At 38.6% G+C, this 12,882-nt stretch carries 11 protein-coding genes; 7 read left to right on the top strand and 4 right to left on the bottom strand.

The features are described from left to right. Positions 1 to 11 precede the first annotated feature (11 nt). The 3 genes from PL_RS14450 to PL_RS14440 all read left to right on the top strand — a co-directional run bounded on the left by PL_RS14450 (position 12) and on the right by PL_RS14440 (position 1,891). Complete coding sequence (locus tag PL_RS14450; protein WP_041886242.1) at positions 12 to 467, top strand: PA2169 family four-helix-bundle protein; 456 nt, start codon at positions 12 to 14, stop codon at positions 465 to 467. Between the two features lie 78 nt (positions 468 to 545). Beyond that, positions 546 to 1,067 (top strand): helix-turn-helix domain-containing protein, encoded by a 522-nt coding sequence (locus PL_RS14445; protein ID WP_041886258.1) that lies wholly within the window; start codon positions 546 to 548, stop codon positions 1,065 to 1,067. Next, on the top strand, positions 989 to 1,891 hold the full coding sequence (locus PL_RS14440) for an IS3 family transposase (protein WP_200890807.1): 903 nt from the start codon (positions 989 to 991) through the stop codon (positions 1,889 to 1,891). The genes PL_RS14445 and PL_RS14440 overlap by 79 nt, the downstream gene beginning before the upstream one ends. Before the next feature lie 58 nt (positions 1,892 to 1,949). Here the strand turns inward: PL_RS14440 and cphA are convergent, their stop codons facing one another. After that, complete coding sequence (gene cphA / locus PL_RS14435; RefSeq protein WP_348619767.1) at positions 1,950 to 4,565, bottom strand: cyanophycin synthetase; 2,616 nt, start codon at positions 4,563 to 4,565, stop codon at positions 1,950 to 1,952. Between the two features lie 527 nt (positions 4,566 to 5,092). On the opposite strand from cphA, the gene PL_RS14430 reads away from it, so the two are divergent. The 4 genes from PL_RS14430 to PL_RS14415 all read left to right on the top strand — a co-directional run bounded on the left by PL_RS14430 (position 5,093) and on the right by PL_RS14415 (position 9,850). Next, a complete protein-coding gene (locus tag PL_RS14430) occupies positions 5,093 to 5,968 on the top strand; it encodes a cyanophycinase (RefSeq protein ID WP_348619765.1) in 876 nt (291 codons plus the stop codon). A 5-nt stretch (positions 5,969 to 5,973) separates the two neighbouring features. After that, positions 5,974 to 6,816, top strand: coding sequence for an isoaspartyl peptidase/L-asparaginase (locus PL_RS14425; RefSeq protein ID WP_348619763.1), 843 nt, complete (start codon positions 5,974 to 5,976; stop codon positions 6,814 to 6,816). Positions 6,817 to 6,836: 20 nt separating this feature from the next. Then, positions 6,837 to 7,508: a hypothetical protein gene (locus PL_RS14420; RefSeq protein WP_348619761.1), complete on the top strand. Its 672-nt coding sequence runs from the start codon at positions 6,837 to 6,839 to the stop codon at positions 7,506 to 7,508. A gap of 215 nt (positions 7,509 to 7,723) precedes the next feature. Next, positions 7,724 to 9,850 carry a carboxy terminal-processing peptidase gene (locus PL_RS14415; RefSeq protein ID WP_348619759.1) on the top strand — a complete coding sequence of 709 codons (2,127 nt, stop codon included), beginning with the start codon at positions 7,724 to 7,726 and terminating at the stop codon, positions 9,848 to 9,850. 87 nt (positions 9,851 to 9,937) lie between these two features. Here PL_RS14415 and PL_RS14410 read toward each other — a convergent pair whose 3' ends face one another. From PL_RS14410 to PL_RS14400, 3 genes are all read right to left on the bottom strand, one after another. After that, complete coding sequence (locus PL_RS14410) at positions 9,938 to 10,861, bottom strand: SPFH domain-containing protein (protein WP_041878633.1); 924 nt, start codon at positions 10,859 to 10,861, stop codon at positions 9,938 to 9,940. Positions 10,862 to 11,034: 173 nt separating this feature from the next. Then, positions 11,035 to 12,144, bottom strand: a complete 1,110-nt coding sequence (locus tag PL_RS14405) for a CapA family protein (RefSeq protein WP_041878631.1) — start codon at positions 12,142 to 12,144, stop codon at positions 11,035 to 11,037. Between the two features lie 92 nt (positions 12,145 to 12,236). After that, positions 12,237 to 12,791, bottom strand: coding sequence for a C40 family peptidase (locus PL_RS14400; protein ID WP_041878629.1), 555 nt, complete (start codon positions 12,789 to 12,791; stop codon positions 12,237 to 12,239). Positions 12,792 to 12,882 lie beyond the last annotated feature (91 nt).

The raw sequence follows: 12,882 nt of genomic DNA, 5'->3' as shown, positions 1-12,882 counted from the left end.
TTTTTAGAGATATGGAAAATACTAAAGTAAACCCAGAGACACTGAATGACCTGATTAAAATTAATAATGATCGTATTACCGGATATGAAAAAGCTATTCAGGAATTAACAGATAACGATCGTGACTTAAAGGACTTGTTTTTGAAAATGATTGCCGAAAGTCATACCAATAAAATGGCTCTTGCTTCTGCTGTTCAGGGCTCAGGAACTGAACTGGAAACAGGAACTACTGCTGCAGGTAAAATCTATCGTGCATGGATGGATGTTAAAGGTGTATTTACAGGGTATGATCGTAAAACAATTTTGAATAATTGTGAAGCCGGAGAAGATGCAGCTCAAAAAGCATATAAGATGGCTTTGGAAGAGGAAGATCTGTCTGCCGAAACGAGAAATCTGATCGAAGAGCAGAAAGTGAAATTGCGGGCTTCGCACGATCAGATCAGGGCATTGAGAGATCAGACCGTATAAGATGATGAAAATAAAAAAGCCGGAGACTTTTGAAGTGAACCCCAAAAGTTGGACAAAAACTTTTGGGGTTTATCATTTATGGCAAAACACACATTTGAGGAGAAGCTCGATATAGTTTCTCAAGTGATAAAAGGGACACCGATTCTTTGGATATCCCGAGAACGGCGTATTGATGATGACATGATATTGGAATGGGTTCGGAAATATAACCTCCATGGAGAAAGTGGGCTACGCAAGCAAGCCAATATCAAGTCTACTTCTGGTTTCAAAGAAGAAGTTGTAAGGCTCATTATAGAAAAAGGTGTACCTTTAAGACAGGTTGTTCTGGAACGTAAAGTAAGTAGAAGTGCCTTAGAGAGCTGGGTAAGATTAGTACGAGGTGAAGGCTACGCAGTACTATACAAACAAAAGCCCCGTGGACGACCACCTAAAGGCATGGGAAAATCAAAGAAACTTGGACCTGAAACAGAACTAGAGAAGCTCCAGGCGGAGAATGCCCGCTTGCGAGCAGAGAACGCGCTATTAAAAAAAGTCAAGGCCTTAGTACAGGAAAGAGAAGCCCGCGAACGTATGAGTGGGCAAAAGCCATCGAAGAACTAAGGCCGGAACATGATATTGCAATTCTATTGGATTGTAAACAGATGGCTCGTTCGGTATTTTATTATCATCATAAGCGGCTGAATGCTGATGATAAGTACAAGCATGAAAAAGAAGAGATCGCAAGTATATACCACCTGCATAAAGGCAGATATGGTTATCGGCGAGTCACCGCCGAAATGAAGAACCGGGGTTATAACATAAATCATAAGACTGTGCAAAAATTGATGGGAACATTAGGCTTAAAATGCACTATCAGGAAAGCAAGTTATCGATCATACAAAGGCGAGGTTGGCAAAATTGCCCCTAATGAACTTGAAAGGGATTTTGAAGCAAGTTTGCCTAATCAGAAATGGGCTACGGATGTCACCCAGATGAACATTAAAGGGGAGAAGATTTACCTGTCTCCTATAATTGACATGTTCAATGGGGAAATCATTTCCTATAGTATTTCAAAAAGTCCAAATATGCAGATGATAGAAGAAATGTTATACGAGGCTTTTGATAAAGTGAAAGATACAAAGGGACTTATTTTTCATTCTGACCAAGGCTGGCAATATCAACATTACGGATATAGAAAGGCTCTGGAAAAAAATGGAATTATTCAAAGCATGTCCAGAAAAGGAAATTGCTTAGATAACGCCTTGGCCGAAAGCTTTTTTGGTATTATGAAGACAGAATTGCTGTACAGAGAGAGCTTTGAAACTACAGAAGAATTTATCACTTCTTTAAAAGAATACATTCATTACTACAACAATAAAAGAATAAAAAACAGGTTAAATGGAAAGAGCCCGGTGGAATACCGAGCTCTCGTACAAAAAACTTAATTTTGAATCTGTCCAACTTTTTGGGGTCACACCACTTTACTCCGGCTTTTTTATTTGATTAAATACCGAATTCCTTGTCCAGGTACTCAGTGACTTTTTCTATCGCATTATCTATAGTATCACTCAAAATAGTAATAAAAGAACCTGATTTTGCAGTCGCAATCAGGAACTTCAGACAGTCAGTGGAATCATTATTAATGATGATTTCCATATTAGGTTTAACTTCTTTAATTCCGGCAATCAGTAAGTCTATAATTTCCTGTTGCTGACGGCCACGAAGATATTTTTCCTGACAAATAATGATTTTATCAAACATCTGTGCTGAAATACGGGCGGTTGCTTTAATATCTTCATCACGTCTGTCACCAGTCCCGGATATTACCCCGATATGTTCTGTAGCCTCAATGGTTTTCAGGTAATCTTTGATCCCGTTGAATCCATTGGTATTATGGGCAAAATCTACAAGAATTTTAAACTCTTTGAATTTAAAGATGTTCATTCTTCCTGGTGTTTGGGCAGCGGATGGAATGAAGGTCTCCAGAGACATTCTGATATCTTCAATCTTATACCCCCAAAGGAAGGTGGATAATGTTGCAGCAAGTACGTTCTGAATCATGAAATCAACACTCCCACCAAAGGTAAGTGGGATATGGGTAACCTTGTCTACTCTTATTTTCCAGTCACCTTTTTTGATAGTAATATATCCGTTCTCATAAATGGCTGCTGAACCGCCCTTTTTGCAATGTTCAACAATAACGGGATTATTTTCATCCATGCTAAAGTAGGCGATTTTGCAGTCTGCAGTTTCAGCTATTTTGACGCAGTATTTATTGTCTGCATTTAATACAGCCCAGCCGTCTCTTTTGACTGCACCAATAACAACTGCTTTTACTCTGGTAAGATCATTCAGATTGTGTATATCGGCAATCCCAAGATGATCTTCCTGTATATTAGTTACCACACCAATATCACAGCGTTTAAAGCCAAGTCCTGCTCTTAGAATACCACCTCTTGCGGTTTCAAGTACTGCAAATTCAACAGTCGGATCTCTGAGTATAAATTCTGCACTGACAGGTCCTGTGGTATCACCTTTCATCAGCATAGTATTTTGCACATAGATTCCGTCTGAAGTTGTAAAACCAACCCTGGTACCATTGCTTTTTACAATATGTGCAATCAGTCTGGTCGTCGTTGTTTTCCCGTTGGTTCCGGTTACTGCAATTATTGGTATTCTGGTTGATTTGCCCGGAGGGTATAACATATCTATGACAGGGGCAGCTACATTCCTCGGCAGTCCTTCACTTGGAGCAAGGTGCATGCGGAAACCAGGGGCAGCATTGACTTCCAGAATCACGCCGCCATTTTCCGTTAATGGTTGAGTAAGGTTTTGCGCCATTACATCTATTCCGCAAATATCTAATCCGATAATCCGGGATATACGTTCACTGATGAAAATATTTTGGGGATGTACAAGGTCAGTTACATCTATGGAAGTTCCTCCTGTGCTAAGATTGGCCGTTGACTTTAAATAAACAAGCTCTCCGTTAGGTACAACTGTTTCCAGTGTGTAATTCTTTTTAGATAACAAATCCAGTGTGTCACGGTCGATAAGTATCTCCGTTAAGACATTCTCATGTCCGTATCCACGTCTTGGATCTTCATTTTCTTTATCAATTAATTGCTGAACCGATGCAATTCCGTTTCCGGTGACATGTGCCGGTACACGTAAGGCGGCTGCAACCATTTTGTTGTCGATTACCAGTATTCTGAAGTCATAACCTGTAATGAAACTTTCAATGATTATTCTTCTTGAATACTGTTTAGCATGCTCGAACGCAAGTCTGGCAGCTTCTGGTGTTTTGACATTAATCGATGCACCTTTACCGTGGTTTCCATCAAGAGGTTTAAATACAAGAGGGAAACCAATACGCTCAATGGCATCATCCAGTTCGTCTATACTTGAGATGGTGACTCCATTAGCTACCGGAATGGCTGAATCTTTCAAAATACGTTTGGTCTCATCTTTGTCACCGGCAATATCTACAGCAATACTATTTGTACGTTCTGTCATGGTAGCTCTGAAGCGTACCTGATTTTTGCCATAACCCAGCTGTATCAGAGAACTTTTATTCAGTCTGATCCAAGGAATATCTCTTGCAATCGCTTCATCTACTATAGAGCCTGTGCTTGGACCAAGACGCTCCATTTGTCTTAATTCTCTTAAACGGTGAATGTCAAATTCAAGATCATAATCCAGATTATCAATTAATGCTTCTGCGATTTTTACGCTGGCTTCAGCGGCATAAATACCGGCTTTTTCTTCGAGATAGCTAAATACTACATTATAAATACCTTCTGTTTTGGTCTGTCTGGTTCTTCCAAAGCCTGTATCCATACCAGCTAGTGTCTGGATTTCAAGAGCAATGTGTTCTATGACATGTCCCATCCATGTTCCTTCTTTAATACGGGCAAAGAAGCCTCCCGGTTCACCTTTTGAACACCGGTGTGTAAACAGACTTGGAATCATTTTTTCCAGACGATCACCAAATCCGTCGATTACATTTGTAGGACGTTGTTCCATGTCCTCCAGATCCAGTCTCATCTGTATTAGCTTTTTTCTGTTGACCGACCAGATATTTGGTCCTCTTAGCACTTGAATGCCGAGTATTTTCATATGTTGTTTATTGTTTTTTATGGTTATGAAGCTTGCCGGGCTGAAGGAGCTCAGGCAGGTTGTATATTGGGGGTGTTTTTTTGTCAGAATATCTTGTTTTCAATGGTACTCAAGAACTCGCTTGCTTGGCTGTATTTAGGTAATAACGCTTATTCGAAGCTCATTGTTTTTTGTTTCAGGTAATGCAGTTTTTAACATTAAACCTTTGACCCCTGGGGATCATCCTGATTTCAGGTTAATCAATTTTAAATTTCAGTAAAGTTCTGTTTGGATAATCTTACTTATCGTCTGATTAGGTTTTTGCTGTTAAAACGCAGTTAATCCAGACTATTAATATATGAATGTTTTTTTTAAATAACGTATGCTATCCGTTTAAAAACACTTAACATAAAAACGTGCATAAATTTAATCAAAGAATTGGATAATAAAGGAATAATTGTAGTTAGCAATCAGATTATTGATGAAATATGGTAATATTTAAAGTAATGAGTATATATTTGAGATTTTAGGTTAAGAAAATAAATAAGATGGTTCCAAAGGGTAAATTGATAATTATTGGTGGTGCAATAAATACCGGGAGTTTTACTGAAACACAATTCGGGCTGCCTCAGAACATGAATTTCTTTGAGCGCGGAATCCTAAAACGTATTACTACTGAATCGGTAAAAGATACGTTATCCCGCTTTGAAATTATTACTACAGCCTCACTGGTTCCGGAAAAAGTTGGAGAAGAATATATCAAAGCCTTTGCGCAACTCGATGTTCATGATGTTGGTGTATTAAACATAGTAAACAGAGAACAGGCGAACGATATTTTGAATTGTGAGCGGGTTAAATCTGCTGATGTACTGGTTTTTACAGGTGGAGATCAATTAAGACTATCTTCTATTTTTGGTGGTACAGCTATTCATGAAATACTATTGGATAAGTATGCAAATGAAGAAGTTGTAATTGCCGGGACATCAGCTGGTGCTGCGGCTAGCTCAAAAAATATGATATACCAGGGGAACAGTAAAGATGCTTTGCTGAAAGGCGAAGTCAAAATTACAGCCGGACTGGGATTTATTGATGGAGTAATTGTCGATACTCATTTTGTACAGCGTGGGCGTATAGGAAGGCTTCTTTATGCTACGGCAAGCAGTCCGGGGATACTTGGGATTGGTCTTGGTGAAGACACAGGTTTGTATATTTCAAATGGTAATACGATGGAAGCGATAGGCTCCGGTATGGTCATTTTAGTAGATGGCAGAAGTATGTCAGATACCAATCTGACAGATGTGGAAATGGGACAACCGGTTTCTATAAAAAATATGATTGTACATGTGATGTGTGACGGAGATATTTATGACCTGACTGCGCATCAGCTGAATATTCATCACCCTAAAGTAATACCGACAGCATAATATTCATGAAATTAATTATCCACGGTGGATTCTTTAGTGAATCATCAACTAATCAGGAAACTAAAAAAGCCAAGCAAGATGCACTGGCAGAAATTGCCACACTTTCCCATGCTTATCTGCAGACTCATACAGCACTCGAAACAGTAACTTATGCTGTTAATCTGCTGGAAGATAATGTGCTTTTTAATGCGGGTTTGGGGTCACAGATTCAAAGTGATGGCAAGGTAAGATTAAGTGCCTCTGTTATGGATGGAAAAACACAGAAATTTGCAGGAGTAATTAATATAGAAGATACCAGGCATCCCATTCAGGTAGCTTCTTTACTGTTGAATTATGAAGACAGTGTTTTAAGCGGAGAGGGTGCAATTGATTTTGCAAGAAAAAATGGGTATGAATTTTTTGATCCTGTAACTCCTCAGCGTTTAGCTGAATTTGAATTGAAACTAAATCAGCAGAATAAACAAGGTACAGTTGGTTGTGTAGCTCTTGATGCGGCAGGGAATCTTGCTGCGGGAACATCTACAGGAGGAAAAGGATTTGAAATTCCATGCAGAGTCAGCGATTCTGCTACTGTTGCTGGAAATTATGCAAATAATTATGCTGGTATTTCCTGTACAGGTGTAGGAGAAGATATCGTTAGTGTAGCCTTGTCAGCCCGGATTGTTACACGTGTTACTGATGGCTTTACACTGAAGGAGGCTTGCGATAAATCTTTTAATGAACTTAAAGCTATAAATGGCTTTGCCGGGGTAATTGGCATAACGTCGGCCGGCGAAATTTATCATACTGATTCGCATCCATATATGGTGTGGGCTTCTTTTGATGTTAGTTTACAGGTGTTTAACTAAAATATATATATATTTGTAATATGTATAAACTCTGTTTCGCTTTGTTATGCCTGGTTTTTTCCGGGTCAGCGATGGCACAAACAAATACTTTTGTTCAGCAGGAACCACTTTCCAGTAATGGTTCTATTACGATCGCTGTATCTGGAGCAGATGGTGATTTCTATTTTGAACAGGCCGAAAAGAACGAAAAAAATGGTGATCTGAATGATGCCGTTACTTTATTTGGAAAGGCAGCTTTTGAATATAATAATTCTAAGAATTTTGCACGTTACGGTGCTTCACTTTTAAGATTAAGTAACGTACACTATCTGATGGAGCATTATACGGAAGCTGAACAGGTTACTTTAAACGTTGCACTTAAAACTTATTCCCGTTTTGGAAACAGAGCAGGGCAAATGGCTTCATATAACCAATTGGGTAAAATTTATCTGGCAGCAAATAAGCTTACACAGTCGATGTGGTTTTTTACCCAGCAGGGGATTTTAGCCAGACAGGTTAATAATAATTCAGCTTATATTGACTCTATCCTGGGACTTGTTCAGGTGAAAATGAAGAAAAAAGAATTTTCTCTGGCTTTAAAAGATGTTAACCGGGCGGAGCTTTTTGCCAAAACTTCAAAAATAAGCCAGTATAATGGTCAGTTTAAGCTGGCAAGAACCTCTATCGCTGAAAAAAAGAGCGTCCTGAAATAAAAAATACTACCATTTGTTTGAACAGAAAATACTGTTTATGTGGGTGTTATAGTGTATTTTAATCGTTATGATGGATGGTATTATACAGTATTTAATTATATTTGGTAAAGATTACAGAAAAGAGACAGTATTATACTGTCTCTTTTCTGTTTATTTGAGAAATTGGTATCATATTGGTTGTTATTATAAAAATGGATTTTAAATTATTTAAAGAGATGTTAAAAAGAATATTACTGGTAACCTTCACTGCAGCTGTTCTAGCCTGTTCAGCAGCGCCTAAAGCACAACCGCTTGTTGAAGGTATCCCTAATATTAAGCCTGATGAGCAACAGAGTTTGGTATGTAAGGAGATTGTCGCTCTGATAGAAAATTACAACTATAAGAAATTAACGGTAAACGATTCGATTTCATCTCTGGTACTGGATAAGTATATCAAGGCACTTGATCCATACAGAAGTTATTTTCTTGCTTCGGATATTAAAGATTTTGAGCAATTCAGAACCACTCTTGACGATGATTTCAGAGCAGGCGATTTAAGTGCTCCATTTTATATTTTTAATGTCTATTCCAAAAGATATAATGAGACTCTTGATTATGCAATGGCGCATATCAAGGATAAATATGATTTCAACCAGAATGATACCTATGTTTTTGACAGAGAGAAAATGCCATGGGTAACTTCGACAGCGGCATTGAATGATATCTGGAAAAAGAGAGTTAAATATGAACTGATCAATTTAAAAATAGCCGGTACTGCCGAAGCTAAAAATGTAGAGACACTGACTAAAAGATACCAGAATCTGAAATCACAATCTGCTAAACTGAATAATCAGGATGTATTTCAAATGATCATGGATGCTTTTACAGAAACAATTGATCCGCACACAAATTACTTTAATCCAAGCAAAGCTATTCAGTTTAATGAGGATATGGCCCGTTCTTTTGAAGGAATTGGTGCACATCTGCTATTGGAAAATGATATATTGAAGATTTCAGAAATTATCCCGGGTGGTCCTGCTTTCAAAAGCAAACAGCTGAATTCCGGAGATAGAATTGTTGCTGTAGGACAGGCGACCGGAGAGTTTGAAGATATCATCGGTTGGAGAATTGATAACTCTGTAGCTAAAATCAAAGGCCCTAAGGGAACCAAAGTAAGATTGAAAATCATTCCTGTAGGTCAGGATATGTCTTCAAAGCCGATCATTGTAGAAATGACCAGGGAGAAGATCGTGATGCAGGATCAGTCGGCTAAAAAAGAAGTGAAAACTATAGAGTCCAATGGTAAATCCTATAAAATCGGTGTCATTATTGTCCCTGCGTTTTATGCAGATTTTAAAGCGGCAAATGCTGGTGACCCGAACTATAAAAGTACTACACGTGATGTAAAACTATTAATCGATACACTGAAAAATAAAGATAAGGTTGATGCAATCATGATGGATCTGCGTGCCAATGGCGGTGGATCTTTACTCGAGGCAATTGATCTTACAGGGTTATTTATTGATAAGGGACCTGTCGTTCAGGTTAAGGACTTAAAAGGCAATGTAGAAGTGAGTAATGATGAACATCCTGGTGTGGCATGGAGCGGCCCTTTCGGTGTAATGGTGGATCGCTTAAGTGCTTCTGCATCTGAAATTTTTGCTGGTGCAATACAGGATTACGGAAGAGGAATCATTATAGGTACACAAACTTATGGTAAAGGTACAGTTCAGTCTTCTATTGATTTAAATAAGTTGGTAAACCCATCTATCCTGCAGCGTCTGGCTAGTCTTGTTCAGAAGGGTAATCCCGGAGCTGGACTGACAATCAAAGGAGGAAAGGATACGCCTCAGCTTGGACAGATTAACCTGACTATGGCTAAGTTTTACCGTGTAAATGGTAGCAGTACTCAGCATAAAGGAGTAATGCCGGATATTACTTTACCATCTTTCTATCCAATGGATAAGATTGGCGAAGATACTGAGACATCGGCACTGCCATGGGATGAAGTTCAGAGATCCAACTTTACACCGGTTGCTAACCTGTCAGCAGTTAAACCTGAATTGGTTAAGCTGCATAATGCAAGGATGGAAAAATCTTTGGATTATAAAGTCCTGATCCAGGGTATTGCAGATATGAAAAAACGTGATCTGGAAACCTCAGTAACATTAAATGAAAGCAAATTGAAAGCTGAAAGAGATAGTCTGGAAGCCAAATCTTTGGAGAAAACCAATAAGCTGAGAGCTTCGAGAGGTTTGCCTCCGGTTAAAAAAGGAGATAAAATCAAGAAGAATGAAGACTTTGATTTCTTTCAGGACGAAAGTCTGAGAGTTATGGGAGACTTTATGGAGGTAAAGAAATAATTATACGATCAACACTAATTAAACAAAGAGGCCGCAGCAGATTAATCTGCTGCGGCCTCTTTGTTTAATTAGTGTTTGTGAGAAAGACTAATTTTTCGGTTTCTGGAATTGCATAGACATCATTTCCTTCATCGTCTTATTCATCCCATCTGTAGAACCATCAAGGAAGATCACATTACCATCGCTATTCTCTGCAAAATGTTTAATAGACTCAGTCCACATCGTGAATAAGATCACTGAGATATCCAGATTTGCCTGCTCCATCTCCTGGGCAGCTTTTGTCATCCCGTGTGCAACTTCGGCTCTGAACAGTGCAATACCCTGTCCGCGTAACTGTGCGGCCTCACGTTCGGCAGCTGCGGCAATCTTGATGGCATTACCATCAGCTTCAGCTCCCTTGGTTTTGGTAATTAGTAAAGCCTGTCCCTCATTTTCGGCTGCTGCTTTAAGATTATTTGAAGCTACCACACGACTCATTGATCTCATGATCTCGTCATCAAAAGTAATATCATTCAATTGCAGATCCTGCAGGTGATAGCCCCATGATTCCAGTACGATATCGATTTGTTCTTTTACGTGCATTACGATCTCGTTTCGTTGTGCTAAAACATTAGCTTGTTTCTGAGTGGCGACATAAGCCCGGATTGATCCTTCAATAGTACGGATCAGTGCCTGCATTAAATTTGTCGCATCAACGAATTTAAAGGCTACATTCTTAATAGTCTCTTCATCGTGATTCAGTACTGAATACAATAGCATAGCCTTGAAATATACGTTGGCCTGATCCTGTGTTACTGCCTGGAAAGAAAGTTCTACAGAACGGTTCTGTATCGAAATTCTGGAATGTATAACCTCAATAAGCGGGATTTTGAAATTTAGTCCTGGTCTCAGCTGGCGTCTGTATTTTCCAAAGACTGTAACAACAGCAATTGTCCCTTGCTTTACCGTCACAAAAGAGCTGAACAGCACTACTATGACAAAGAAGAAAAAAATGTACATGGCGTAATTCATGATTAATAATTAAATAAGTTAAACTGTTTCAAGGTACGAAATATTAATATCAGTCTAATTGTCCATTTTTAATCGCTGAAGATATTCCTTTGTATCTTAAAACTACTTAAGAAAGGGCATACGATTACCGCTGCCCGGCAGAGCAAAAAGGAAAGAAGCGGGAAAGACAGTTTTTATTTTTTCAGTTCAATTCTCTGATCATTAAAAACCAGATTATGTCCCGGGAAATCTAAATCAGTAAGAGACTTGATTTTATTAAATGCGGTGTGATTATTATCCAGTGTCAGTCTGTTGACTTTATCCTGTTTAACAGAAACAACGTCGGCATAGAGAAAATCGCCTTTACCATTTAATTTGACTGTTATAAGCGGAGCAAATCCATTTGGTCCCTTTAAGCTGAACATGCCATAAGTACAGAAATTTCCAAGACTGTAAGCAATGAGCTTGTTTTTGTAAACCTCTACTGCACGGGTGACGTGTGGGCCCTGTCCTAATACAATATCTGCACCAGCGTCAATGACAGCGTGAGAGAAGGCATATACATTTCCTCTGTTTTCCTTGTAGAAAATTTCATTGGCCCGGGTTACATGTTCAAATCTAGCTCCCTCACCACCACCATGGAAAGACACAATAACAATATCAACTTGTTTTTTAAGAAAGGACACCAGTTCCTTTGCACTGTCAATCTGATTGATAGAAACTGTATTTTCGTTCGGTGCAAAGGCACAGAATCCGTACTTTACACTGTCTTTTTCAAAAATTGTATAGGGATGAGAAGTTAAGCCTGCATATTTTATACCAAGAGAGTCCAGGATTGCAGCACTGCGCTTTCTCCCTTTCCATCCAAAATCACCAACATGATTATTGGCAACGCTAAGTAGATTGAATCCTGCTTCCTTATAAATACCTGCATAACGTTCCGGCATTCTGAAAGCAAAACAACTATTACCGATTGTGTCTTTGCATTTCGTGGATTTTCCTGCATTCAGGAAACATCCTTCCAGGTTACCAAATACGATATCACCCTTTAGAAAAGAAGCTACATTTTTGAAACTCCCCACAGCATCATCAGCAGGAAGGTTGGATTTTGAAGGATAGGCAGAGCCAAGCATAATGTCACCAACAGCTGTAATCGTGAGCGTATCTTTAGTGACTTTTAGCAGAGTATCCTTTAGGGGTGATGTTTTCTGTTCTGCAGCTACATTAACGTTTCCTGTGCAGCTTAACAGGATAAGGCTGGTTATTACAGCGAGTAAAATAAAGCCTGTTATTTTGAATTTCATTGAGGTAAATTTGTTTTTGTAGTAATTAGGAGCATAAAAAAATCCTTCTAAAAGGATCTAGAAGGATTTTGTAGCTATTTTTGACGAAGATCTTATTCTTCTATTAAATCTTTTTTAGCTGATTCTAAAATCCTGCCACCCTTATAAAAGAAGCGGGAATAATAAGGTTCATTCAGATTGCTGATCACGACACCTCTTGAAGAGGAAGCGTGTGCAAAACGGTTATCACCTAAATAAATTCCTATATGTGTAATTCTTGTACTTCTGATTTTAAAGAAGACCAGATCTCCTTCTTTTAGTTCATCTTTAGGTAGTGGGTCTACCATGCTGAAGATGTCTCTTGAATTTCTTAACAATGTAGTGTTGAAAACTTTATCGTAAATCGCTTTCGTGAAGGCTGAACAATCAATTCCTTTCTTGGTATTTCCACCAAACCGGTAAGGAGTTCCTATCCATTCATAAATGAATTTGTAGAGTTTGACGTTAGATGTCGCGTCGACTGCGATACCCATAACCTGGGAGAAATATTGGGAAGCTAAGTTGTCAGGATCCTCTAATTTATTGGTTTCTTTTGTTTTAGTTTGTGCGTTTAAAGCAGTTACGCTGCACAAAGCAATAAGGGCAGAAAACAAAAATTTTTTTATCATGTTACACTGTTAAGTTTGGGTAAAAGGTACTTGCACTTAAACGTACACCAGCTAAGGCTTATTGTCAGGTTGTCAAAACTATGTAAATTAG

The organism is Pedobacter lusitanus, assembly GCF_040026395.1.
In the GTDB taxonomy this organism is placed as follows: Bacteria; Bacteroidota; Bacteroidia; order Sphingobacteriales; family Sphingobacteriaceae; genus Pedobacter; species Pedobacter lusitanus.
This window is presented reverse-complemented; position numbering and strand designations above follow the sequence as displayed.